Genomic DNA, 25,170 nt, shown 5'->3' on the forward strand with positions numbered 1-25,170 from the left:
TCTATTATTTAAGGAGTACTGAGTTGGTAAATATCAGGTAGATTCCTACCCAAGCCATCGTAATCAAGGCCGTAACCAACCACAAATTTATTGGGAATTTCAAAACCCACATAATCCAAGGCGTAATTAAACTGAAAAGCCTCCGGTTTGTGAAGTAGAGTAACTATGGAAATTTTGGTTGGATTGTGCTCAGAAAGTGTCTTTAACAAATAATCCATGCTGATTCCTGTATCTACTATATCCTCAACAATCAAGACATTCTTTCCTTCAATTTTTTCTTCCAACCCTAAAATAGACCGGACTTTTCCTGTTGATTCTGTCCCCGAATAACTACTCACCTTTATAAAAGAAGTAGAAATAGGCAAGTTAATCTTTCTGCAAAGGTCAGCCATGAATACAAAAGAGCCATTCAATATCCCAACTATAACTAATTCTTGACCTGCAAAATCCTGAGTTATCGCTTTCCCTAGTTCGGAATTCCGCCCATCAATTTCCTCAGCACTTAGGTAAGTTTCAAATTCCTTGTCTTTTACTATAATGTGCATTTCATTTTTTTAAAGTCTTTCCATTAAGTATGGATATATATTCAGCATTGCTTCATAATCAGCCAGTGAAACTTTTTCGTCAGGTGAATGTACATTCTCTTCTGCTGCTCCAATAAAACACCAATCAATTGCATACGGTGAAAATTGCACTTCCCTACCATCACTTCCGCCATACTCCTCCACTTCAAGCTGGAAAGGAATACCACTATCCTTAGCAAGGCTTACAATTCTATCAATGAATTTTTTGCGCGGGATAAATTTATCACGAATTGAGATTACAACTCCTTTATGAAACTGAACTCCTTCAGTAATCCAGGTAATATCGGATATCAATGCTTGCTTAATAGGAGCAGTCTCTTGAATGAACTTTAACAAAAACGGCATGCTTCCTCCCCCATGTTCCTCATATGTGGAAAAAACCACCCACCCGAGGGTAATAGTTTCACAAAGTTTTAAAGCAGCATATACACCTAGCCTATTATCCAAGTAAGCTGCTTGAATAAACTCTTTATCAACTCTTATATTCTGAGCGAAAGATAGTCGTGTTCCGGGATCAATTCCCCTCGGAAAATCATGAGTGATATTATTTTCGTCCCCTTTTAATTTACAAGATATCTCCCCGAGTGAGTCTCTCCCCTCCAAAATAACACCTTCAATTACTTCAGGTCCACCTATGCTAATCAACTGATTATTATACCTTGACATAAAACCAATAGTATCAATATGAGCAAAAACAGCAGTTCTAGGTTCCCCGAATTTCAACAAAATGCAATCATGAAAATCTTCACCTGAATAGATCTCTGGCAAAACTTTCCAACTTTTCTTCCGTTGTTCAATATACTTTAAAATGAATTCAGACGTTTGTGATTCATCACTCGAAACACTATTTTGTTTAAGGATTTCGAATAAAAATTTCATTATGGCATAAATTATGTTAATATTTTGACGTTATATTTGAAAAAAGACTTGAATTTATTTTTTATCCTCAGTGGGTTCTAAATAATTCAGCTAGATTTGCAGTAAATTAAAAGTTTATAAATTTGTATTCACATCAATCAACACTTAAAATTTGAACAAAAATTTTTTGTTATGAAAAAACTAATACTATCAACAATTATCGCAGGCGGTCTCGCATTCGGAGCAAATGCACAGGAATTCGACAAATTCTCTCTCGAGGTTGGCGGAGGTTTTAACAAACCTATGGCACCATTAGCAGGAGGTTTTCTGTCCCCTACTCTTAATCTAGGTCACATCGATTTCGGTGCTAGGTACATGTTCAATGAGAAATTTGGTTTGAAACTAGATTACGGTTTCGGGTCCGTAAAGGAAGCAGGTAACGAAGATGCTATCACAGGTTCCTTTGATACCAAATACTTCCGTTTAGACCTACAAATGGTTTCTAACCTTGGTAGAATCATGAACTTCGAATCATTCACCAGATCTCTAGGCTTATTGGGCCACTTTGGTGGTGGTATAGGTAATGTAAAACCTCAAGAAAATCAATTTGCTGGTTTTGATGATGACGTTTACAATTTAATGGTAGGTATTACACCTCAATTGAAATTAGGTAAAGGTGTTGCTTTGTACGGTGACATCAGTGCAATCATGAATGGCCGTCAAACTGTTACATGGGATGGATCTACTCCTGTAGGACCAGCTATTGATAATGGTTTCTTCGGAGCTAATAGTGTTTTGTGGACTGGTACACTTGGACTTCAATTCTATATCGGAAGTAATGAAGAGCATGCTGACTGGTACATCGCAGCTGATAAATATGCTACAAAAGAAGAACTTGCAACTCAAATCAACGGAATCAAAGATATGTTGAAGGATTCTGATGGTGATGGCGTTCCTGATTATTTGGATAAGGAGCCTAATACTCCAGCTGGAGCAAGAGTTAATTCTGCTGGAATGACTTTAGATTCTGACGGTGACGGTACTCCTGATCATATGGATAAGTGTCCATTCCTTCCTGGCCCAGCATCAACTAACGGATGCCCAGTTGAAGAAGTACAAGAGCAAATCGATTTCTTCAAGAAAGCTATCAACGATGGTTATGTAAATGTTTACTATGCATTCGATAGCGATAAGCCACTTGGATACTCTACTAGCGCAGCTAGTTATGTTTCTAACTTCTTGAAAAAGAATCCAGGTGTAAGTGTTGAAATCAAAGGTTATGCCGACGAATTAGGCCCTGAAGATTATAACATGAAACTTTCTGAAAGAAGAGCTAAGTCTGTTTATGACATCTTAATAGCTTCTGGAGTTGACGCTTCAAGATTATCTTACAAAGGATATGGCGAAGATACTAGCGTAGATAAGTCATCTGCTGATGCAAGACAAATGGCAAGAAGAGCTAGTTTCGAAGTGAAGTAATTAGCGCTTAATACATAAAATGAAGGGGTTCGATAATATATCGAACCCCTTTTTTGTTGAGGTAAAACCTATTTTTTTACTTTTTACCTATTGGAAATTTCTAATTGGTTCTGAAGCGTATTTCATTCTATAACCCAAAACCCATTTATAGTTTAATCCAATCAGATTTTTCATCTTAAACAATCGAGCTCTAACTAAGGCTAAATGATGTAAACATAATTGTAGAATCTCCCTCACCTTTTATAAGTCAATTAGTGAAATGCCAGAAAACGCTTTATTTGCACTGATTTTAGTCTCAACAGCGTTTAATCGGGACAGTATCAATTAAATCACTATCTAAAATTTCTTCTAGTTGGAAGAACAAACCGTTATAGGCGTTTAGATTGTAAGGATTATCAAAAAAATAGTTGACAGAACGTCGAATATGCCTTAAAATATTCTTGAAATAAATTAATCTTCACTCACATTGAGATAAGAATATCCCATCTGATCTAACTTGATAAAGGTAGTCTTTGCTGATACCGCCATTTTGACGATCGGTGTAATATTCTCAGTCTTCAAGTTGTAGAACGCCATGCTTTGACCGCATACGTAAAATTCAACTCCTACTTCTTCAAGAGCTTTTAAGGCCATCAAATTAGGGTTAGGAAGACCATACTTATTTAGGTAGTCTTCTTCTTTTAAAATTGCCTGTACTAATCCTCCATGGATTACTGCAGCTAAATGAATCTTTTCAGCAGGTACTCCATTTGCAATAGATAGGTTATAAGTCCGAGCTACTTCCAAAATAGCAGCGTTGATTGCTGTAGAATCCTTCACTTTTCCATATAAGTCCAGTGCAACTTTATAGTCAAGATTAGAATCATAGGTCATGGCCGGGTTGGCAACTGGCATGACTCCTACCCAAGGATGAAAATCCAGGAAAGGATAAGTAATACTTTCCTGGATATGGGGAGGCATATTGTCTTGAGCCAAAGATTCGCCACTTGAAAAAGTAAAAGCGAATAATAATACTAAGCAAAACAGTTTCATAAAATTTTGTTATTTAGAGTCTTAGGAAAAGTATCAAATAAAAACAACAAAGCAATCTTAAAATGTAAAAGATAAAATGGAGGATTAAAACAGTCAGTATTTTATTCTAAAAATATTTATTGGTACAGCATGAAATTACCCACATTTTTCATTCTACTTTTGATTGATTTTTTAAAGCGTTATGCTTTAAAGGAAAAATCAATAAAGCTATGATTCTTCAAAGTATAATTCTTATTGTCGGTCTTTTACTATTAGTAAAGGGTGCTGATTGGCTGGTAGATGGAGCATCGGTATTAGCAAAAAAATACAAGGTTTCGGACTTAGCCATTGGTTTGACAATAGTTGCTTTTGGCACATCTGCCCCAGAACTAGTAGTCAACTCAGTTGCTTCCTCGGGAGGGTATCCAGATATAGTTTTCGGAAACGTAATCGGTTCAAATAATTTCAATCTCTTTATAATTCTCGGAATTGCAGGAATAATAACTCCCCTAACTGTTCAGTCTAGTTCAGTATGGAAAGAGATTCCTTTTTCATTTCTTGCCGCGATCATCTTGCTAGTTTTGGCAAATAATTTCTTTTCAGGAACTGGGACTGGACTTTCTATTATTGAGGGCTTTGGCTTATTGGTTTGCTTTGGTTTCTTCCTGTATTATGTTTTTACACAATTAAAATCAGAGCCTTCAAATGAAGTAGTAGAATCTAAGGTTTATTCTAATCTAAAGATCTGGGTCTTGATACTAGGTGGACTGGGTGGTCTAGTGATTGGGGGAAAATTAGTGGTAGATAATGCCGTGAGTATCGCTCAGAGCCTAGGTGTTAGTGAGAAAATAATTGGTTTGACCATCATTGCAGCGGGAACTTCCCTGCCAGAATTGGCCACCTCTGTAGTAGCATCCATGAAAAAGAACAATGATATCGCTATAGGCAATATTATAGGGTCTAATATTTTCAATATTTTCTTGATCTTAGGTGTTAGCTCGATCATTAGTCCTTTGTCTTTTCAAATTTCATTTAATACAGACATTTACATTCTTTTGGGAGGCACCCTATTTCTCTTTATCGCAATGTTTACAGGAAAAAGAAAAAGCCTGGATAGATGGGAGGCTGCAATTCTTTTGCTGACCTATATCGGATACACCACCTACTTAGTAAGTATGGAGATTTGAAGTATTGATTAATATTTATAAAAATGATCCTGGAATCAATTTTTTCTTCCGAATTGCCTATTACCAATCCGGTGATCAAATTCCTATTGATTCTATTGATCATCCTATTAGCTCCCATCCTATTAAATCGAATTAAAATCCCTCCATTGCTAGGGTTAATTATAGCTGGAGCCTTTGTTGGTCCAAATGGCTTTGATTTGATTGAACGGGATAGTGGAATTATCCTTTCTGGAACAGCTGGGCTACTCTATATCATGTTTCTAGCAGGATTAGAGATTGACTTGCAAGACTTTAAGAAAAACAGGAATAAGAGTCTAGTTTTTGGCATGTATACCTTCATGATTCCCATGACATTAGGAATCATTTCAGGACTTTATCTTCTTAATTTGTCATTGATTTCCTCAGTTTTGCTTGCAAGTATGTTTGCCTCGCATACCCTGATAGCCTATCCTTTAATTTCAAAATTGGGAATTGGAAAAAATCGAGCCGTGAATATAACCGTCGGAGGCACATTGATCACAGACACGTTGGCTCTATTGATTTTAGCAATTATAATTGGGTCTACAAAAGGCGAAGTAAATACAGCATTTTGGTTTAAACTTATACTCTCCATCTCCGCATTTGCATTAATTATCATCTTTGGGTTCCCGAGGCTAGGTAGATGGTTTTTTAAAAAATATTCAGATAATTCTTCCCAATATATTTTTGTATTAGTTCTGGTTTTTCTGGGTGCCGCATTGGCAGAATTGGCTGGAATCGAAGCCATAATTGGTGCATTCCTTGTCGGTCTATCCATCAACTCCCTGATTCCTCACACTTCTCCCTTAATGAATCGGGTCGAATTTGTAGGGAACTCGATATTCATTCCATTTTTTCTAATTGGAGTAGGAATGCTGGTCGACTTTAGGGTTTTCTTAGAGAGTTGGGAAACGATCTGGGTAGCGTTTGTGATGACAACAATTGCTATCTCTGCCAAATGGCTGGCAGCATTTGCAACTCAAAAAACATACAAATTCACCATAGATGAGCGGAGAATTATTTTTGGGCTTAGCAATGCACAAGCAGCAGCGACTTTGGCAGCAGTAATCATTGGATATAACACATTTTTAGGTTTTGATGATTTAGGTGAACCTACCCGACTTTTATCCGGATCTATTTTGAATGGGACAATCATCATGATACTTATCACTTGTACCATTGCATCTTTGGAAGCTCAAAAGGGCGCTAAGAATATTGCGCTAGCCGAAACGGTTATTGACGATGTAAATGAAGAAAAAGAAACTCCCGAGCGAATCCTTATTCCTGTTAGAAATCAGGAAACTTCAGACGAACTTATCAATCTAAGTATCTTGCTCCAGTCTCCGAAAAGAAAAAGTAGTATGTATGCTTTGAGCATTATCAATCCTGATCTGCAGGATTCTGCTGCGGAAATGAAAGCTCAAAAAACTCTAAACAAAGCAAGTGAAACAGCATCAGCTACTGACCATTTCCTGATTGAATTACTTCGCTATGACACGAATGTTGAGCAAGGAATCACCGGAGTAATTCATGAAAATAAGATTACCGATTTGGTCTTGGGACTTCATGAAAAACAAGGTATGGACGACAGCTTTCTGGGAAATCTCACTGAAGGTCTGCTAAGCAAATCGAATACAACGACGTTTATCTACAAATCCCATCAACCCTTTGATACGCACAAGAGACATTTGATTCTTGTGCCTCCGAATGCAGAAAAAGAGTTAGGATTTCCGTTTTGGCTGGTCAAGGTCTGGAATATTGCGAGAAATACCGGAGCACGTATTATTTTCTACGTAGCACCTGAAACAAGGGAATATCTAGCCGACATCCTAAAAAATTACCCAATCAGGGTTGATTTTCGCGCTTTCCCAGATTGGGAAGAGCTTTCAAACCTAAATATTCATCTCAAACCAGATGATAACTTAATCATGGTATTAAGTAGAAAAGGTACTATCTCCTACCATACAAAACTTGAGCAGGTCCCAAGCTTAATCAATACTTGGTTGCAGAATAATAGCTTTATCTTAATCTATCCCAACCAACCCAAATTCGCAGGAATGGACGGAATGGAAATGATACATGGATCACTGGTAGGGCCTATTGAAGGACTAGACTATACGAGTAAATTAATAACCAGACTTTTTCGTAGGAAATAATCAGTACATAAACTATAATTACCGAAGACAAATTAATTTAGCTATTGATGAATTTAAGGGTTCTGGTATGCTTACTATTTTTAGGATTAATTCCTTTGAAAACCTTTGCCCAGCAGCATCTTGACCTTGAGAAAAAACTGCTAATAAAAACTTCTCCTCTTGCATTGCTGGATCCTGAAACCTTCGTGATTCAAGGAGGAATTGAATACTTTATTGGTCCTAAATTTAGTATTCAGTCAGAATTAGGAATAAACGGTGGGGTTTTTGGAATTCCTGCTGGAAGAAGCAAAAATGAGGATTTCAAATTATGGAGAAGTAAAAACGAGCTGAAATTCCACACCAAAAACTATTATTGGGGACTTGAGCTATTTTTTGTGGACAAGGACTTTATACGTACGGACGATTATTTTTTTGATTCCAATAGTACAACCTGGTATAACAAAGCACATATTGACTTCCAAGTTCTAGGCACAGGATTGAAATTCGGGAAACAGAAATACATTTCTCAGAATTTACTTCTAGACAGTTTCCTTGGAATAGGAATCCGGTCAAGATATAGAAAAATTACTATGCTGGAAATCTCTCCGGATCAAGAGCAAGAAGATGAGTATTTTTTGAGCAGCGATCGATACCGAATCAATGGAAGGGACTATGTTCCTCATTTCACGATGGGAATAAAAGTAGGTATCCTTACCATGGGAAGGTAAAACAAATCTTCAAAGTATCACCTTCAATTTTCATCCAGCATTTTAAACCTTTGATCAATTATTCTCTGGATATACGGATTATTCAAAATATATTTCCAAAATTTCTTCTCAAATCAATATTTGATTTGGAGACGCAAAACCCAAAAATCAACCCTAGATGTGCAAAATGGACCAAACCAAAAATACTTGTGTTGGGAAATTCGCTCCTTTACTTTTTCTCGCAATCCTTATCAGTACATATGGATTTTCGCAGCAACGCAGCGCTAAGCTTTCCGGAACAATCCATGAAAAAGGAAATGAAAACCCACTAGGGTTCGCTACTGTTGGGATTTATTCAGAAAAAGACAGCTTGGTAGCCGGGGGAATAACAGAGGAGAATGGAAAGTTCAGCATTGATGTTCCAATGGGTAATTTTTATGGTTTGATTGAATTTATGGGCTTTGAGTCACATAAGACTAAATCAATTAATTTCTCCCCTGAAAACAACAAAGTAGACCTTGGTATCATAGCATTGGAATCCACGTCTGAAGATTTGGACGAAGTCGTTGTACGTGGTGAGAAGACCATCATGGAACTTTCACTGGACAAGAGAATTTTTAACGTAGGAAAAGATTTGGCAAATGCCGGCGGAACAGCAAATGACATTTTAATGAATTTGCCTTCTATTGCAGTCGACCCGGATGGAAATGTACGTCTAAGAGGATCATCGAACGTTAGGATACTAATCGACGGGAAGCCATCAGGTTTGGTCAGCTTCAAAGGTAGTAGCGGATTGCGCCAGCTGCCTGCCAATATGATCGACAGAGTGGAAGTCATCACGAATCCATCTGCCCGATATGAAGCCGAAGGTATGGCTGGAGTCATCAATATCATTTTGAAAAAAGAGAATAATCAGGGTTTCAATGGTTCTTTTGAGGTTATTGCCGGAACACCAACTAACCTGGGTTTTACAGCTAATTTGAATTACAGGCACAAAAAAATCAACTGGTTTATAAACTACGGGCTCGCTCACCGCCGATCTCCAAATGTGGCAGATTTGTACCAAGAAGTTTATTCTGAAGACACCACTTTCATCTCAAATCAGACTAGGGATGGCTATGTGGAAAGTTGGAATAATAACATCCGAGGAGGCCTGGATTATTATTTCAATGAGAATAGCATCCTAACTTTTTCCTATTTGTGGAGAAGAAGTGATGCACATCGAATCACAGACATCCGCTACGAAGATTCCTGGAACAGGATCGGCAACCTTCAAAGCTATACGCTCCGGAGACAAGATGAAAAAGAACAGGAGCCAAACTCAGAGATTTCAGCCAACTATAAGCGGACATTTGAGGAAAAAGGCCATGAGCTCACTACTACTTTTACCTACCTAAACTATTGGGAAAACTCGGATCAAATTTTCACACAGAACACTTTTTCCCCTGATGGCATCGAAAATCAAGCGCTAGAGGAAGTCCAAACTTCGCTAAATGACGAATACGAAAATCAATATTTGCTCATGCTGGATTACGTCAGACCTTTTGGAAAAGAAGGAAAGTTTGAAACGGGCTTTAGAACGAGTTTCAGAAGAATGAAAAATGATTACCTCGTGCAGGAAAAAGGTGAGGATGGAGAATTTACACCGATTCCAGGATTGGATAATATCTTTCTTTATGATGAAAACATCATGGCTGCGTATGGCATCATTGGCAATAAGACGAACAACTGGAGCTATCAGGCAGGTTTAAGAGTGGAAAACACAGATGTCAGAACTATTCTGGAAGAGACAAATGAAGAGAACCCAAGAAAATACACCAACCTTTTCCCAAGTGCTCATTTGACCTATAGCATCACCGACGAAAATGCTTTTCAACTCAGCTATAGCCGAAGGGTCCAAAGACCTGTTTACAATGATTTGAGTCCTTATGTTACCTTCTCAGATGCGAGAAATTTCTTCAGCGGAAATCCAGATTTGGATCCAGAATACACCGATGCATTCGAATTGGGCCACATCAAGTACTTTGAAAAAGGGACCCTCTTTTCCACCGTCTATTACAGGAGTACTGTAGAGAAAATTGAGAGAATTCGAACCGTAAATGAACATGGTCAATCGATTACAAGGCCCTATAACTTGAACGGTGAAAACTCATTTGGAATAGAACTAAGCGGAGATTACCGCCCAAAAGACTGGTGGAAAATTGACCTAAATGTGAATTTCTTTCATGCTACAATCGATGGAAGCAACATTCAGGCTGACTACACTGCAAAAACCTATTCTTGGTTGTTCCGTCAAACTTCCCGATTTACTCTAAAAAATGGGCTGGACTTACAGTTCCGTGCTAATTATGAAGCAAGGCAAAAGACTGCTCAGGGAATCAGAAAAGGGATTTTCTTTATGGATTTATCCGCTAGTAAGGATATATTCAAAGAACGGGGAACTTTGACATTGAACGTGACTGACATTCTAAATTCAAGGAAAGACAGAAATATCACTGAAGGAGTGAATTTCTATACAGAATCCAGCTCTCAGCGTCAAATGAGACAAATCAACTTGACAATGAGTTATCGCCTAAAGCAGTAAATACGAGTTTCATTAGTTTAAAAAGCACAGTAAACAGGTCACATTGATCTGTTTTTCGTTTGAATTGACCTCTATTGAAAAATCTTGGGATATTCCCTTATTTTTGAAGACTTCAGTTTAAACTAAACAAGTCATGCGTTTTACAAAACCATCACAACTGTTATTCTTCCTTTGCTTCTTTATAACAAGCTCTATTCTTGCCCAAAAATCAGACTTACTCACACTAGAACGAATCTATGCTTCGAGTGAATTCCAGCAGGAAAGACTTCAACCCATCCAATGGATAGAAAATGGAGCGGCTTATGTGACCGTGGAGGACGGAAATGAATTGGTGAGATGGGATAGTAAGAGTTTGGAGAAAAGTGTTTTCGTGCCGGGTTCTGCGTTGCAAAACAATGGCAAACCAATCACAATCGAATCCTTTAGTCTTTCTGATGATGGATCTAAAGTCTTGATTTTCAGCAATTCCAGTCGGGTCTGGAGATCAAATACAAAAGGAGATTACTGGGTTTATGATTTGGAGAATGAGAATTTAAAGCAACTTGGAAATGACTTTGAGCCTTCGTCTCTGATGTTTGCAAAGTTTTCTGCCGACAACTCAAAAGTCGCTTATGTGCAGAAGTTCAATCTGTACCTGGAAGACTTTCAAACTGGAGAAGTCACCCAATTGACCTCCGACGGAACAGACAAAATCATCAACGGAACCTTTGACTGGGCTTATGAGGAGGAATTTGGCAAGCGGGACGGTTTTGCCTGGAGCCCTGATGCGGAGCACATCGCTTTTTGGCATATCGACGCCTCGGAAATTGGCACTTTTTACATGATCAATAATACCGATTCGGTTTATTCTAAGCCCATTCCACTTCAATATCCAAAAGTCGGTGAAGAGCCGGCTGGAGCCAAAATCGGTCTCATTGATTTGGCTTCGCAAAAAACCAAGTGGATTCCTATTCCGGGTGGAGAAAAGGAAAATTACTTGCCTGGCATGCAGTGGATCAATGAAGATTTGTTGTTGATCCAACAGATGAACAGAAAGCAAAACCAACTAACCATCTGGACCTATAAACCTTCCAACGAAGACCTGAAAAAAGTGTATGTGGAGACGGAAGAGACTTGGGTAGATCTAGCCTATCCTGATTTGTCCAGATATGGCTGGAGCGATAATAGCTTGCCGCTGGTCGATGATGGAAAAGCTTTTCTACGCATGACCGAAAAAGACGGATGGAGACATATTTATAAAGTAAATATTGCTTCCGGAAACAAGACTTTACTCACACCAGGGGAATTTGATGTCGCCTCATATGGAGGACTTTCGGACAAGGAAGTTTTCTTTATCGCTTCACCAGTTAACGCCACCCAGCGGTATCTATATGCGATTGATCTAGCTGGCAAAGGAAAACTCCGACGAGTGACACCAGATGCTTTCGAAGGAGTGAATACCTATGACATCGCACCAAACGGACAAGTTGCGGTTCACAATCATCAAAGCACTTCAGATCCTTTGACCACAAGATTGGTTGCCTTGCCTGATCATAAGGTCGTAAAATACCTGGTGGAAAATGAGGCTTACAAAGCAAAATTAGCTTCGCTCAAAACACCGGAAATCAAATTCACAACCGTCACTACGTCTGGGGGCGTAACCTTGGATGCACGGGTTATTTATCCGGTGGATTTTGATGAGAAAAAGAAATACCCAGTGCTTTTCCACGTCTATGGCGAACCTTGGAGCACGGTGGCTACAGATACGCAAGTTGGACTTTACAATATCATGCTGGCGCAAAAAGGCTACTTCATCATTGATATGGATAATCGAGGAACACCTACGTTGAAAGGTAGCGAATGGAGAAAGAGTATTTACCGGAAAATCGGTGTGATCAATACTCGGGATCAAGGTTTGGCTGCGAAGGAATTACTGAAACTTCCTTACTTGGATGAATCTAGAGTAGCCGTTTGGGGCTGGAGCGGTGGAGGTTCTATGACTTTAAATTTGATGTTTAAATTCCCTGAAGTGTATCAAACTGGAATGTCGGTAGCGGCAGTTTCGAATCAGCTGATCTATGACAACATCTATCAAGAACGCTACATGGGACTCCCTCAGGAAAACATGGACGACTTTGTCAATGGGTCTCCAATTACTTATGCCAAAAATCTCGAAGGAAATCTCCTGATCGTACATGGTACAGGCGATGACAATGTGCATTATCAAAGTGCAGAAATGCTGATGAACGAACTGATCAAACATAATAAGCAATTCCAGATGATGCCTTACCCAAACCGATCACATGGAATTTATGAGGGAGCTGGAACGTCCCTTCACTTGTATACACTATTAACAAATTATTTGCTTAGAAACACTCCAGTTAACTAATTATCAAAAGATTAGGATTAATCAACTATTTTATTTTTCTTGCTATTAAAATTTAGTAGAGCTATGAAAAACACATCGATTGATTCACACAAACGTAAGTTAAGGAGGATAAATATTGGGGTGATCGTCTCATTTTGTTTATTTCTTGGAGGATTAGCCTTTTCTATCTCCAAGCTTACCGCAGCTCCTGACACGGAACAAGTAGAATATGAAAAAACTGTAAAAGGCCTTATTGTTTCATCAGAAAACAAGCCAATCCCTGGCGCGGTCATCAAAGTCAAAGATGCAACTACCGGAACCGTTGCTAACATAGAAGGTAATTTCTGGTTGGATTTGGAAAAATTTAATGAAGAAACTGTGACCTTAAAAATCTCAATGATTGATTACGAATCCACAGAGATGTTGGTAAACACAAAGAAATTACCAAAGGACCTGGGAAAAATCACCCTGAAAAAAGAAGTAGAGTAGCTTAATGCTCGATTGATTTTGCTTCAAAAGAAACAAGTTCATTTTCCTCAATCGTGATCTGAACCTCAATCGGATTACAGCAAATTTCACAGTCCTCAATATACTTTTGGGAGGCCACGGAAGGATCAATCAACATAGAAATCTCCTCGAAGCAATAAAGACACTGGAAGAAGTGTTCAAGCATATCGGAAGGTAATGAATAACATTTTTCTTATCAACTGACGCTATTTACGTTAATTCCGTCAGTTATCTTTTTAATTCTGGCAAGAATAATTTGCCTTGCACTGTATTTCAATAAGATAGACGGTGCAAAATATTCCCAGAGCATTACGAGCCGATTTTGATCGGAAACTCATACCGAATAAAGTATTGATGATTCTCGGTCCACGTAGATCAGGGAAAACTGCGCTTGTACGTCAATTTACCAAAGATGTCGATCCTCAGCAAAGCCTGATCCTCAATGGAGAAGATGTGCTCGATGCGGCGCTTCTACAAGAAAGATCAGTAGCAAACTACAGCCGTTTGCTAGCTGGCAAAACGTTTTTGATCATCGATGAAGCACAGCATATCCCTGAGATTGGGCTGATTCTAAAGCTGATTGTGGATACGATTGAAGGAATACAAGTAATAGCCACTGGCTCCTTATCCTTCGACATGCACCAGCAAGTAGGCGAACCCCTGGTAGGGAGAAAAAACACGCTATTCCTCTTTCCTTTAGCCCTGATGGAATTTGCTCAAGTGGAAGATTTCAAAACTACGCTGGAAAAGCGCGAAGAACGACTGATATTCGGAGGCTACCCTGAACTGACTCGCTATCCCGATTGGAAAGATAAGGAAGACTACCTCTATCAGATTATGAATGATTATCTTTTGAAAGACATTCTGATGGTGGATGGGGTGAAAAATTCCGACAAGCTCTACTCGCTACTCCGGTTAGTGGCTTTTCAGGTAGGAAAGGAAGTTTCGCTGGAAGAACTCGGAAAGCAACTTGGAATGTCCAAAAACACCGTGGAGCGCTACCTGGATCTCCTTTCCAAAGTTTTCGTGGTCTTCAAGATCGGTGGATACAGTAGAAATCTTCGCAAGGAAATCGTCAAAAATAGCCGCTGGTATTTCTATGATAATGGTGTGCGGAATGCGATTATTCAAAACTTCAATCGATTAGAACTTCGGGCTGATGTGGGGGAACTTTGGGAAAACTACCTCGCCGTAGAACGGATGAAGTTTCAGTATTACAGTCATATTCGCTGTACTAATTATTTCTGGAGAACTTATGATCAGCAGGAAATCGATTGGGTGGAAGAAGGGGCTGATACACTTCGGGCTTACGAGTTTAAATACAAAAGTACCAAAGCTCCCAAAGCTCCCGCTGCCTGGGCAAAAGCCTATCCTGACTCCACATACGATGTGATTCATTCAGGGAATTACCTGGATTGGATCGGAGGGTAACAAAAAACCCTCGAAGCGACTTGCTCCGAGGGTTTAACTCTAACCAATAACCTAAATTACACTTCTATTTCAGAGCCAACATTTTTAAAGTAAACCTGCTTATCAGCATCCAAATCCACCAAGACCGCAGAGTCGTTTTTGATATAACCTGCCAAAATCTGTTTGGAAAGCTCGTTGAGTACTAATCGCTGCATGGTTCGCTTCAGCGGTCTTGCTCCGAAATTCGCATCAAAACCTACTTCACCTAGATAATCCAAGACGTCTTTGGTCGCTTCTATTTCTATACCTGATTCTGATAATCTGTCATGTATTTCTTTCCATTGAATATCCACGATCTTACGGATGATCTGCTTATTCAGCGGCTCAAACATGATTGTCTCATCTATTCTATTTAAGAACTCTGGCCTTACTGACTTTTTCAACAACTCATAAACTTCTGCTTTGGTCTTGTCCAAAATCTCGTCCTTATTCCACTCTTCCATCTCAGCAAATCTCTCTTGAATCAAATGCGAACCGATATTAGTAGTCAGGATGATAATCGTGTTCTTGAAATTGGCGATTCGTCCTTTATTATCAGTCAATCGACCATCATCCAAGACCTGAAGAAGTATGTTAAATACATCTGGGTGAGCTTTTTCGATCTCATCCAATAAGATCACAGAATACGGCTTCCTACGAACAGCCTCAGTCAACTGCCCACCTTCATCGTATCCTACATAGCCTGGAGGTGCTCCTACTAAACGACTGACCGCATGTCTTTCTTGGTACTCTGACATGTCGATTCGCACCATGGAGTTTTCATCGTTGAAGAGGTATTCTGCCAAAGCTTTCGCAAGTTCAGTTTTACCAACTCCAGTGGTACCCATGAAGATAAAGCTACCAATTGGACGTTTTGGATCTTGCAACCCAGCACGGCTTCTCCGAACAGCATCTGATAAGGCAGTGATTGCTTCCTTCTGACCTGCAACTCTTTTACCCAATTCATCCTCCAAGTGCAATAACTTCTCACGTTCAGATTGGATCATTTTGTTCATTGGAATTCCTGTCCATTTAGACACTACAGCTGCAATATCCTCCTGATCTACCTCCTCTTTCAGCAAAGGAGAGCCAGCTTGCATTTCCTTCAACTGACTTTTGAAAGACTCCAATTTCTGTTCTGATTCACCAATTTTTCCATATCGGATCTCAGCTACTTTGCCAAAATCTCCAGCTCGCTCAGCTTGCTCAGCTTCAACTTTATAATTGTCAATACGCTCCTTTTCACGTTGAATACCCGTGATTACAGCCTTTTCACTTTCCCACTTCGCTTTTACACTGTCACGCTTTTCAGCCAACTCAGCCAATTCCTTACTTAATACTGTCTCCTTATCCTTGTTTTTTTCCCTTCGAATTGCCTCTCGTTCGATCTCTAGCTGCATAATTCGACGATTCAACTCGTCTAATTCCTGCGGTAAGGAATCAATTTCCATCCTTAATTTGGCTCCGGCTTCATCCATCAAGTCAATGGCCTTATCTGGCAAGAAACGATCGGAAATGTATCGCTGAGAAAGCTCTACAGCCGCGATTACCGCATCATCCTTGATCCGAACTCCGTGGTGCAATTCATACTTATCCTTGATTCCCCGAAGGATGGAAATCGCATCCGCAGCGTCCGGCTCATCTACGATTACTGCCTGGAACCTTCGCTCCAGCGCCTTATCTTTTTCAATGTATTTCTGATATTCCTTCAGCGTCGTAGCACCGATCGCATGAAGTTCTCCTCGTGCCAAAGCTGGTTTCAACAGGTTAGCTGCATCCATGGCTCCTTCACCGCCTCCACCTGCACCTATTAGTGTATGAATCTCATCAATAAAGAGAATGATTTCACCTTCTGCATCAGTTACTTCTTTGATCACTGCTTTCAATCGCTCCTCAAACTCTCCTTTATATTTGGCTCCTGCCACTAGCAAACCCATATCTAAAGAGATAAGGGTCTTGGATTTTAGGTTTTCAGGCACATCTCCAGAAACAATTCTTTGCGCGAGGCCTTCCACAATTGCAGTCTTACCCACACCTGGCTCACCAAGAAGAATCGGGTTATTTTTGGTTCTTCTAGCCAAAATCTGAAGCACTCTTCTAATTTCTTCATCACGGCCTATCACAGGGTCAATTTTCCCCTTTTTAGCCATCTCGTTCAGATTCTTAGAGTATTTCTCCAGTGCCTGATATTTACTTTCTGCGTTTGGGTCTGTCACTTTATTTCCTTTTCTAAGTTCTTTAATTGCCTCGATCAGTGCTTTTTCTGAAATTCCTTGATCCTTCAATAGCTGAGAAGTAGCATCACCTGAGGCCAAAATAGCCAGCAACAAATGCTCTATTGCAACATATTCATCTCCAAAAGTCTTCAGGTAATCCTTCGCTTTTGTAAGCACTTGATTAGAATAATTCGATAAATGTGGCTGCTGCCCGCCGCTTACTTTCGGCAGTCTCGCCAATTGCTCGTCTAGCCTTTGAGAAATGAACTGCTTATTGGTTCCAAGTTTCTTAAACAAAAACTCAGTTACATTTTCATCCTCTGAGATAATTCCTTTCAGCAAATGTGCCGGCTCAATATTGGGCTGTCCAGCTGAAGAAGCTATCTCCAGAGCCTTTTGAATCGCCTCCTGAGATTTTATAGTGAATTGCTTAAAGTCCATAGTTATAGTTGGTTATTAGTGGTATCTACTTTTACTAGTCAAGGCCAAATGATTCAATCTCTGGACTTGCTTTAATCCTTATTATCAAAACTACCTCCAATTACTTTTCTCGGTCACAATGGCTGGAAAAATTAAATTTTACCCTATAAAACTGAAAAGTTGGCAGAATTTTATTCGGAATATGATGATTTCACGACATTATAAGTAGTTAAAAGAGGCTATTTTTATATATTAGTTTACACTTTTTAAAACAATCACGTATGAGTGAGCTTTTAAATGAGGAGCAGGTACTACAGCTCATTCACAAAACCCGAAATCAGAAGGTAATGCTGGATAGTGATCTGGCGGAAATGTATGGAGTTGAAACAAAAGTTTTGAATCAGGCCATCAAAAGGAATCCCGAAAGATTTCCAAAAGACTTTATGTTCCAACTTTCTACAGAAGAATGGGAAAACTTGAAGTCACAATTTGTGACCTCAAGTTGGGGAGGTCGTCGAACCTTGCCATATGTTTTCACAGAACAGGGCGTTGCTATGCTTTCATCAGTGCTAAACAGCCCTAGGGCCATTCAAGTCAATATTTCTATCATTCGAACATTCGTAAGGATCCGAGAATGGGTGCTTAATTATTCAGAGCTGCAGGACAAAATTCAAGCATTACAAGATGCCGAATCCAACCAAAATCAGCACATCAATCATATCTATCAAATGATAGAAGAACTTCTGAAACCAAGTTTAGGGGAAAGGAAAACAATTGGTTTTAAAAAATAAAACCCTGTTCCATTTCCATGAAACAGGGTTGAATTAAAAATATCTTTCAATTTTTCATCCCTTTTCAGAAACTGCATAATCCTCCACAGCCTGCCATACTCTGAATATATTTTTATAACAAATCTTCTCAATTTCATCCCGAGAGTAACCACGCTTTAAAAGTTCCGCAATCAGGTTTGGATACATAGAAACATCTTTCAGTCCTGTAGGCAAAGAATCACCAACTCCATCGAAATCGGAACCCAAACCTACGTAGTCAATGCCCACTAAATCTTTCACATAATCTATGTGATCAGCAACTCTCTGCACTGTTGGAAATGGGTTGTTAGCGGCTGTGTATTCAGAAATATACGCTTGAGCTGCTGAATCTCCTCTCGAAAGATTATTTTCTGCTAGGTAGTTAATAAGATGCTCACGTACCGCTGAACTTCCCGCCGCGTAAGCAGAATCAATAAAAGTACCACCGAAATTAATCATCATCACGCCACCATTTTTGGCCATTGCCTGAATCAACTCATCACTCATGTTCCGCTCAAAACCTGGAGTAAAAGCCCTCACAGAAGAGTGCGAGGCGATAGTAGGAACTTTGGTAATCGCCAATGCATCTTTGAAAGTATCATCGGAAACGTGTGACAAGTCAACCATAATACCCACTCGGTTCATTTCAGCCACTACCTTCTCGCCATATTCACTCAAGCCATTATATAGTCTTACTGTATCATAGCTGCTGTCTCCAATCAGATTGGCTTTCCCGTGAGTTAGTGTGATGTACCGAATACCTCTTCCGTGAAAATATTCCACGTTTGAGATATCATCCTCTAGTGCGGATCCATTCTCCATTCCCATCGGAAGAGAGACTTTGCCTAGGGCAAAATTAGCTTCAATATCGGCGGGGCTATATGCCATGGCAAATTGATCTGGAAAAGTCTCAGCTAAACGCTCCGTCATTAGAATAAGAGAATCTGCCAAAGCCTTGGAAGAACCTGGCGTCTGCTGAAGTCCAGCAGGGATATAAATAGACATAAAAGGCGCATCAAGACCGCCTTCTTTGGCTCTGGGAAAATCAAAGTTCCCATCAGGTGTACGGACAGACACATCCAAAATCTCGCGTTGCAGTGTAAATCCACCTACTTTCATTCGGTAGGGTAAATCCACATGGCCGTCTACCATGATAGTTTCATGTGCAATTTGTGTTGCTATCTCAAGGCGCTCTTCATCAGATAGAGCTGTGTAATCGACTGCAGTTTCTTCTTCCTTTGGGGCGCATGCAATTGCCATGGTTGCCAATAAGGCAAGGCTTAAATATTTTCTCATAAGTTGGTGGGTTAGATTAATCCGTAAGATAAGTGGTTTTTCTAATTGAAATCCCATTAATCCATCAATGGCGTTTTGAACCAAATTATTATCGATTCTAAAGTTTATAAAAACCAATAACCCCTAGAATCAATGGGAAATATGTAAATTCCAACACAAAACCACCCAACATGAAACAATTCATCTATTTCGCCCTGATTCTATTTGCAAGCTGGGCCTGTACTTCTCCAAATAATTCTCAAATCGAAATCGAAATTGATGAACCTCTACAAACAGAGCTAAAAGATGGGCGAGTGCTCTTGATTTTTTCTACAGATAGCACTTCAGAACCTCGATTCGGAATCAATGATAATGTGGGTACAAATCAGGTTTTTGGGATGAATTTTGAAAATTATGAAGCTTCGAAAGCAATCGTTTTCGACATTGAAAGTTTTGGATATCCAGTAGAAAGCATTGGGGAAATGGAAGATGGCACCTATTATGTCCAAGCTTTTATCCAAAAGCACGACACCTTCGAAAGAGCTGACGGACACACCGTAAAACTTCCCATGGATCAAGGAGAAGGTAGGCAGTGGACACGGGCTCCAAAAAATATTTACAGCAATCCAGTTAAAGTGGACTGGAAAAAAGGGCAAAAATTAAGCTTGACGATTGAAAATATTATCCCGGAAGTCACCCAGCCAGAAGACACAAAATATATCAAGCATATTCAATTCAAATCAGAAAAACTTTCAGAATTCTGGGGAAGAGACATGTTCCTTGGCGCAAACATTTTGCTTCCAGAAGGCTATGATGAAAACCCAAATCAGTATTACCCCCTGATGATTTTCCACGGGCATTTTCCTTCGGATTTTTCAGGTTTTAGAACAATCCCACCTGACCCCAGCCTTTCTGAAGATGATTACAGTGCACGGTTTGGAATCTATGGCTACGAAAAAATTCAGCAGCAAGAAGCCTATGATTTCTACCAAAAATGGACTTCGCCAGACTTCCAGCGCTTCATTATTATCGAGATCCAACATGCAAATCCTTATTATGACGATAGCTATGCTGTCAATTCTGCCAATCTTGGGCCTTACGGAGATGCCATTACTTATGAATTGATTCCCCATATTGAGGAAAAATTCCGAGGTATAGGGGAAGGGTGGTCACGCTTTCTCTATGGAGGATCTACCGGTGGATGGGAAGCTTTAGCGGTACAGGTTTTTTATCCTGATGAATACAATGGCTGTTTCGCAGCATGCCCTGACCCTATAGATTTCAGAGCTTATACTTCAATCAATCTCTATGAAGATCAGAATGCCTATTATCAGGAAGGCGAATTCCGGAAGACCCTTCGCCCGGGTCATAGGGACTATTTAGGCCATATTTCTGCTACTGTGCAGGATATGAACCATAAAGAACTGGCTATAGGGGGCAACAAAAGTAGGTCCGGAGATCAGTTCGATATTTGGCAAGCTGTTTATTCTCCTGTGGGCACAGATGGTTATCCAAAACCAATTTGGGATAAATATTCAGGAGAAATCGACTCAGAAGTTGCTTCCTATTGGAAAGAGAATTACGACCTTCGCCATATCATGGAGCGGGATTGGGATACTTTAGGACCAAAACTTGAGGGAAAAGTAAATATATACTGTGGGGACATGGATAATTATTACCTAAATAATGCAGTTTACTTGACAGAAGAATTTTTGGAACAAACCCAAAATCCATATTATGATGGCACAGTCGCATACGGTGACCGCGCCGAGCATTGCTGGAACGGAGATCCTACACTGCCAAACTATATCTCCAGACTAAGGTATAATACACTCTATCTGGAAGAAATAGGGGAACGTCTAAAAGAAACAGCCCCAGCAGGATTTAATCAATACAACTGGACACTAACTAAAAACTAACTAATATGAAATCATCTGCACTAAAGCTTGGTCTTCTCGGACTTTCAAGCGCATTCTTATTTGCAAATTGTTCCTCTCCAAAAACAGAAGAAACGACTGAGGAGGTAGTCGTAGAGGAAGTAAAAACACCAACACTTACTAAGATTTGGGAGACAGATTCGACTTTGACAACTAATGAATCTGTACTATTCGACGCTGCTTCTGGCAAAATCTATGTATCTAATATAGAAGGGCAGCCTACTGATAAAGATGGAAAAGGTTCTATTTCCATCATCGATAAAGAAGGAAACATAGTCAATCAGGAGTGGGTCACTGGATTGAATGCACCAAAAGGTATGGGCATTGCAAACGGAAACCTTTACGTAACTGACATTGATCAATTGGTCGAAATCAACTTAGAATCAGGAAAAATCTCCAAGAAATATCCGATTGAAGGTGGACAGTTTCTCAACGATTTGGCTACTTATGATGGCAAAGTTTATTTCACAGATATGAATACTGGCAAAGTACACATGCTCGATGGCGGTACAATTTCCACCGTAACTGAAGGTCATGAGTCTATCAATGGTATTGCTATTGGAGAAGATGGGGCATTATATGGTTTGGATAAATCCGGACTAGTTGCGCTCAACTCAGACGGATCTGACATGATCATGAATAGCACTGTCACAGGTGGTGATGGATTGGTGATTTTGGGAGATGGCAATTATGTAGCTTCTCGCTGGGCAGGAGAAATTTACTTTGTAAATGCAGAAGGAGAGACATTGCTATTAGACACTAAAGATGTTTCGTCCAATACTGCAGATATCGGGTTTATTCCAGAAGACAACATTGTTTTGGTCCCTACATTCTTCAAAAACAAAGTTGTAGCCTATAAATTGGATTATTAATCCTCCCTTGCAAATCTTAGAAAAAAGCCTTCCTTTGGAGGCTTTTTTTAGTTAAGTGAACGGGAAGGCCTGATTTTTCCTTATATTAATGAACATGCCTCCTAAAGAATCTCACCCTTTTTGGAGCACCTAAAAGCAAAACATGCACTATTTTATGAATAATATCATGTTTTGTATAGTTAAACCTCTGTAAGTTGACCACTTATAGAATGACAAATCATTGATAGGTACTTTCTATCAGAAATTTGTTCAAATGTGAGTAAATTTGTCCTAATTCAAAACCATACCGAGTTAGCCATAATTCGGACTTAAATTTATCCATGATGAAATCAGGAGAAATAGATTACGAACTAGAAAAAAACATAGAGGTTATCTCTCAGCTGGATGGTCTTGTTGGCGAAGCCGTAGATAATATCCTAGTTGATCCAGACAAATGCTGGCAACCATCAGATTTCCTACCCGACTTTGGAGATCCGGATATTCATGATCAAATAAAGCTGCTTCAGCAACGATCTGAAGGTATTCCAGATACAGTTTTCACTTCCCTTGTTGGCAACCTGATAACTGAAGAAGCTCTTCCAAGTTATCAGACTTATTTCAATCTCTTAGAAGGAATCAATCCTGAAAGAAGTTTACTTTCTCCTTCTGGCTGGGTGAGATGGTCTAAATCCTGGACAGCTGAAGAAAACCGTCATGGTGATCTTCTTAATAAATACCTCTACATGACTGGAAGGGTAGATATGAAAGCTATGGAACAAACTATTCATAGATTATTGATGAATGGTTTTGATGCGAATACTGGAGGAGATCCCTATCAGGCCATAGTTTACACCTCATTTCAGGAAAGAGCGACGAAAGTCTCTCACGTAAATACCGGGAAACTGGCAGATATCGCTGGAGACCCAGTTTTAGGTAGAATCTGTAAGCAAATTGCTGGAGATGAAGCGAGACACGAGAAAGCCTATAAAAGCTTTATGTCAGCCATTTTTGATATTGATCCGAATGGAGCAATTCTCGCTTTTGAAAAATTAATGAGAAAGCAAATCGTAATGCCTGCAGTGCTGATGGGAGAAGGTGGTTCAAACCCTTCTCTTTTCGCTGAATTCTCAGCGATCACTCAGAAAGTAGGAATTTATACCGGGTGGGATTATGCGAGAATTATCGAGCATTTGGTGAGCCTTTGGAAAATCGAAAGTCTAACGGGCCTAAACGATGTAGCTTCAAAAGCTCAGGATTACCTTGTCAAACTCTCAGATAGATACATGAGGTTGGCTGATAGAATGAAGGCTCCAGAAGAAGTTAAACTAGCTTGGTTGAAATAGTCATGAACAATATTCAAAAAATCCTTTCCACATCGGAAGGGATTTTTTGATTAAGGACAGTTTAAGCTAACTTATAAGATTGTTATAAATCTGGACGTGATTTGAAAATTATGAAATACATATTTTGCCTGCTTCTTTTATCCTTTTCAGTTTCTTGCTTGAAAGCTCAGGAAACTCAATCAATTCTAGTAAACCAAAATCGCCTTTCTGGTCTGATCAAAGAACTGTCAACGTATGGAAAAAATGAAGCCGGCGGATCTGATCGAGTTGCCTACAGCCCCCATGATATTGCAGCCCGTAAATTTTTAATTCAAAAGTTAGAAAAGCTCGGATTGGAAGTATCAGTTGATTTTTCCGGTAATATCATCGCAAAAAAGGCTGGAAGCAATCCTAGATTGAAGCCCATAATTTTCGGATCTCATATCGATGAAGTTCCAAACGGTGGCGATTACGATGGCCCAGTTGGCTCTATGGGTGCCATTGAAGTCATGGAGACATTACTAGAAAACAATATCACTACACTGCATCCGTTAGAACTCATTCTTTTCACCAACGAAGAAGGCGGAGTCGTAGGAAGTCGGGCTATCGCTGGACAACTTTCTCCAGAAGCTTTACTAACAAAAAGTAGTAGTGGTTTAACCCAATCTGAAGGAATCAGAGCAGTAGGAGGAAATCCAGATCGTATCATGGAAGTAAAAAGAGAAAAAGGTGACATCGCTGCGTTTCTAGAACTTCACATCGAGCAGGGTGGGAATCTTGAGAAAAATCAAAAACAAATCGGAGTTGTAGAAGGAATCGTCGCTATAGAATGGTGGCAATTCACGTTTAAAGGGATGGCAAACCACGCTGGAACCACTCCAATGAATATGCGAAAAGACCCGATGCTTCCTGCTGCCAAATTCATTTTGGCAGTGAATGAAACGGTTAAATCTTACGAAGGAGCTCAGGTAGGAACAGTGGGGAAAATAGAAGCTTTCCCAGGCGCAGGAAATGTAATCCCGGGAGAAGTAACTCTGAATCTAGAACTGAGAGACCTTTCTTCTGAGAAAATCTGGAAAATCTACGCTGAGCTTGAAAGCAAAGCGAGGGCATTTGCTGAAGAAAGTGGCACCGAGCTCCAGATTGTTCATCAAGAAGTGGCTAGCAAGCCAGCATTAGCTAATCCAGCTATCCAAAAAGCAATTGAAAACTCTGCCTCTTCTCTTGGTTTGAGCACCATGTACTTACCAAGTGGTGCAGGACACGATGCACAGGAAATGGCCAGGCTAGGTCCTATTGGGATGATTTTTATCCCAAGTAAAAATGGAGTTAGCCATTCCCCACAAGAATATTCTTCGCCAGAGGCCATTGCAAATGGAGCGAATGTCTTGCTTCAGACCATTCTTAGAATTGACAAAGAATTAGACTAATATCGCACCCAGTTAGCGGCCAACAAACCACATTTAGCAACTCC

At 39.7% G+C, this 25,170-nt stretch carries 19 protein-coding genes; 13 read left to right on the forward strand and 6 right to left on the reverse strand.

Going from position 1 to position 25,170, the window contains the following annotated elements:
• Window positions 1–8: 8 nt before the first annotated feature.
• Window positions 9–545, reverse strand: coding sequence for a hypoxanthine phosphoribosyltransferase (gene hpt / locus ACPUEN_RS12400; RefSeq protein WP_425636233.1), 537 nt, complete (start codon window positions 543–545; stop codon window positions 9–11).
• A gap of 9 nt (window positions 546–554) precedes the next feature.
• Entirely contained in the window at window positions 555–1,463 is a 909-nt protein-coding gene (locus ACPUEN_RS12405; RefSeq protein WP_425636234.1) for an aminopeptidase, read from the reverse strand.
• Between the two features lie 171 nt (window positions 1,464–1,634).
• Between ACPUEN_RS12405 and ACPUEN_RS12410 the strand changes: the two genes are divergently transcribed.
• The gene (locus ACPUEN_RS12410) at window positions 1,635–2,921 is read left to right on the forward strand and encodes an OmpA family protein (RefSeq protein WP_425636235.1); all 1,287 of its coding nucleotides are present in this window, start codon (window positions 1,635–1,637) and stop codon (window positions 2,919–2,921) included.
• Window positions 2,922–3,371: 450 nt separating this feature from the next.
• On the opposite strand, the gene ACPUEN_RS12415 is transcribed toward ACPUEN_RS12410, so the two are convergent.
• The gene (locus tag ACPUEN_RS12415) at window positions 3,372–3,953 is read right to left on the reverse strand and encodes a DsrE family protein (protein ID WP_425636236.1); all 582 of its coding nucleotides are present in this window, start codon (window positions 3,951–3,953) and stop codon (window positions 3,372–3,374) included.
• A gap of 209 nt (window positions 3,954–4,162) precedes the next feature.
• On the opposite strand from ACPUEN_RS12415, the gene ACPUEN_RS12420 reads away from it, so the two are divergent.
• From ACPUEN_RS12420 to ACPUEN_RS12445, 6 genes are all read left to right on the forward strand, one after another.
• On the forward strand, window positions 4,163–5,119 hold the full coding sequence (locus ACPUEN_RS12420) for a calcium/sodium antiporter (RefSeq protein ID WP_425636237.1): 957 nt from the start codon (window positions 4,163–4,165) through the stop codon (window positions 5,117–5,119).
• Window positions 5,120–5,142: 23 nt separating this feature from the next.
• Window positions 5,143–7,293, forward strand: coding sequence for a cation:proton antiporter (locus ACPUEN_RS12425; RefSeq protein ID WP_425636238.1), 2,151 nt, complete (start codon window positions 5,143–5,145; stop codon window positions 7,291–7,293).
• A 47-nt stretch (window positions 7,294–7,340) separates the two neighbouring features.
• Window positions 7,341–8,000, forward strand: coding sequence for a DUF3575 domain-containing protein (locus ACPUEN_RS12430; RefSeq protein WP_425636239.1), 660 nt, complete (start codon window positions 7,341–7,343; stop codon window positions 7,998–8,000).
• A 166-nt stretch (window positions 8,001–8,166) separates the two neighbouring features.
• Entirely contained in the window at window positions 8,167–10,563 is a 2,397-nt protein-coding gene (locus ACPUEN_RS12435; protein ID WP_425636240.1) for a TonB-dependent receptor domain-containing protein, read from the forward strand.
• 133 nt (window positions 10,564–10,696) lie between these two features.
• Window positions 10,697–12,931, forward strand: a complete 2,235-nt coding sequence (locus ACPUEN_RS12440; protein WP_425636241.1) for a DPP IV N-terminal domain-containing protein — start codon at window positions 10,697–10,699, stop codon at window positions 12,929–12,931.
• Window positions 12,932–12,994: 63 nt separating this feature from the next.
• The gene (locus ACPUEN_RS12445) at window positions 12,995–13,399 is read left to right on the forward strand and encodes a carboxypeptidase-like regulatory domain-containing protein (RefSeq protein ID WP_111612502.1); all 405 of its coding nucleotides are present in this window, start codon (window positions 12,995–12,997) and stop codon (window positions 13,397–13,399) included.
• Window position 13,400: 1 nt separating this feature from the next.
• Here ACPUEN_RS12445 and ACPUEN_RS12450 read toward each other — a convergent pair whose 3' ends face one another.
• Entirely contained in the window at window positions 13,401–13,583 is a 183-nt protein-coding gene (locus ACPUEN_RS12450; protein WP_425636242.1) for a CPXCG motif-containing cysteine-rich protein, read from the reverse strand.
• 122 nt (window positions 13,584–13,705) lie between these two features.
• Between ACPUEN_RS12450 and ACPUEN_RS12455 the strand changes: the two genes are divergently transcribed.
• Entirely contained in the window at window positions 13,706–14,848 is a 1,143-nt protein-coding gene (locus ACPUEN_RS12455; protein ID WP_425636243.1) for an ATP-binding protein, read from the forward strand.
• 56 nt (window positions 14,849–14,904) lie between these two features.
• Here the strand turns inward: ACPUEN_RS12455 and clpB are convergent, their stop codons facing one another.
• Window positions 14,905–17,523: an ATP-dependent chaperone ClpB gene (gene clpB, locus ACPUEN_RS12460; RefSeq protein WP_425636244.1), complete on the reverse strand. Its 2,619-nt coding sequence runs from the start codon at window positions 17,521–17,523 to the stop codon at window positions 14,905–14,907.
• A gap of 260 nt (window positions 17,524–17,783) precedes the next feature.
• On the opposite strand from clpB, the gene ACPUEN_RS12465 reads away from it, so the two are divergent.
• The gene (locus ACPUEN_RS12465; RefSeq protein WP_425636245.1) at window positions 17,784–18,293 is read left to right on the forward strand and encodes an ORF6N domain-containing protein; all 510 of its coding nucleotides are present in this window, start codon (window positions 17,784–17,786) and stop codon (window positions 18,291–18,293) included.
• A 54-nt stretch (window positions 18,294–18,347) separates the two neighbouring features.
• On the opposite strand, the gene ACPUEN_RS12470 is transcribed toward ACPUEN_RS12465, so the two are convergent.
• Window positions 18,348–19,607 (reverse strand): dipeptidase, encoded by a 1,260-nt coding sequence (locus ACPUEN_RS12470; protein ID WP_425636246.1) that lies wholly within the window; start codon window positions 19,605–19,607, stop codon window positions 18,348–18,350.
• Window positions 19,608–19,777: 170 nt separating this feature from the next.
• Here ACPUEN_RS12470 and ACPUEN_RS12475 point away from each other — a divergent pair, with 170 nt between their 5' ends.
• From ACPUEN_RS12475 to ACPUEN_RS12490, 4 genes are all read left to right on the forward strand, one after another.
• The gene (locus ACPUEN_RS12475; RefSeq protein ID WP_425636247.1) at window positions 19,778–21,505 is read left to right on the forward strand and encodes an alpha/beta hydrolase-fold protein; all 1,728 of its coding nucleotides are present in this window, start codon (window positions 19,778–19,780) and stop codon (window positions 21,503–21,505) included.
• A 5-nt stretch (window positions 21,506–21,510) separates the two neighbouring features.
• Window positions 21,511–22,395 (forward strand): SMP-30/gluconolactonase/LRE family protein, encoded by an 885-nt coding sequence (locus ACPUEN_RS12480; protein ID WP_425636248.1) that lies wholly within the window; start codon window positions 21,511–21,513, stop codon window positions 22,393–22,395.
• Window positions 22,396–22,715: 320 nt separating this feature from the next.
• Window positions 22,716–23,717 carry an acyl-ACP desaturase gene (locus ACPUEN_RS12485; RefSeq protein WP_111612495.1) on the forward strand — a complete coding sequence of 334 codons (1,002 nt, stop codon included), beginning with the start codon at window positions 22,716–22,718 and terminating at the stop codon, window positions 23,715–23,717.
• A gap of 110 nt (window positions 23,718–23,827) precedes the next feature.
• Complete coding sequence (locus ACPUEN_RS12490; protein WP_425636249.1) at window positions 23,828–25,126, forward strand: M20 family metallo-hydrolase; 1,299 nt, start codon at window positions 23,828–23,830, stop codon at window positions 25,124–25,126.
• The last annotated feature ends 44 nt before the right edge of the window (window positions 25,127–25,170 follow it).

This window comes from Algoriphagus yeomjeoni (assembly GCF_049821175.1).
Lineage (GTDB): Bacteria > Bacteroidota > Bacteroidia > Cytophagales > Cyclobacteriaceae > Algoriphagus > Algoriphagus yeomjeoni_A.

What these genes read in the sequence shown, in the direction of transcription:
- hpt (WP_425636233.1), bottom strand. Translation starts at nt 545, where the DNA reads ATGCACATTATAGTAAAAGACAAGGAATTTGAAACTTACCTAAGTGCT.
- ACPUEN_RS12405 (WP_425636234.1), bottom strand. Translation starts at nt 1,463, where the DNA reads ATGAAATTTTTATTCGAAATCCTTAAACAAAATAGTGTTTCGAGTGAT.
- ACPUEN_RS12410 (WP_425636235.1), top strand. Translation starts at nt 1,635, where the DNA reads ATGAAAAAACTAATACTATCAACAATTATCGCAGGCGGTCTCGCATTC.
- ACPUEN_RS12415 (WP_425636236.1), bottom strand. Translation starts at nt 3,953, where the DNA reads ATGAAACTGTTTTGCTTAGTATTATTATTCGCTTTTACTTTTTCAAGT.
- ACPUEN_RS12420 (WP_425636237.1), top strand. Translation starts at nt 4,163, where the DNA reads ATGATTCTTCAAAGTATAATTCTTATTGTCGGTCTTTTACTATTAGTA.
- ACPUEN_RS12425 (WP_425636238.1), top strand. Translation starts at nt 5,143, where the DNA reads ATGATCCTGGAATCAATTTTTTCTTCCGAATTGCCTATTACCAATCCG.
- ACPUEN_RS12430 (WP_425636239.1), top strand. Translation starts at nt 7,341, where the DNA reads ATGAATTTAAGGGTTCTGGTATGCTTACTATTTTTAGGATTAATTCCT.
- ACPUEN_RS12435 (WP_425636240.1), top strand. Translation starts at nt 8,167, where the DNA reads ATGGACCAAACCAAAAATACTTGTGTTGGGAAATTCGCTCCTTTACTT.
- ACPUEN_RS12440 (WP_425636241.1), top strand. Translation starts at nt 10,697, where the DNA reads ATGCGTTTTACAAAACCATCACAACTGTTATTCTTCCTTTGCTTCTTT.
- ACPUEN_RS12445 (WP_111612502.1), top strand. Translation starts at nt 12,995, where the DNA reads ATGAAAAACACATCGATTGATTCACACAAACGTAAGTTAAGGAGGATA.
- ACPUEN_RS12450 (WP_425636242.1), bottom strand. Translation starts at nt 13,583, where the DNA reads ATGCTTGAACACTTCTTCCAGTGTCTTTATTGCTTCGAGGAGATTTCT.
- clpB (WP_425636244.1), bottom strand. Translation starts at nt 17,523, where the DNA reads ATGGACTTTAAGCAATTCACTATAAAATCTCAGGAGGCGATTCAAAAG.
- ACPUEN_RS12465 (WP_425636245.1), top strand. Translation starts at nt 17,784, where the DNA reads ATGAGTGAGCTTTTAAATGAGGAGCAGGTACTACAGCTCATTCACAAA.
- ACPUEN_RS12470 (WP_425636246.1), bottom strand. Translation starts at nt 19,607, where the DNA reads ATGAGAAAATATTTAAGCCTTGCCTTATTGGCAACCATGGCAATTGCA.
- ACPUEN_RS12475 (WP_425636247.1), top strand. Translation starts at nt 19,778, where the DNA reads ATGAAACAATTCATCTATTTCGCCCTGATTCTATTTGCAAGCTGGGCC.
- ACPUEN_RS12480 (WP_425636248.1), top strand. Translation starts at nt 21,511, where the DNA reads ATGAAATCATCTGCACTAAAGCTTGGTCTTCTCGGACTTTCAAGCGCA.
- ACPUEN_RS12485 (WP_111612495.1), top strand. Translation starts at nt 22,716, where the DNA reads ATGATGAAATCAGGAGAAATAGATTACGAACTAGAAAAAAACATAGAG.
- ACPUEN_RS12490 (WP_425636249.1), top strand. Translation starts at nt 23,828, where the DNA reads ATGAAATACATATTTTGCCTGCTTCTTTTATCCTTTTCAGTTTCTTGC.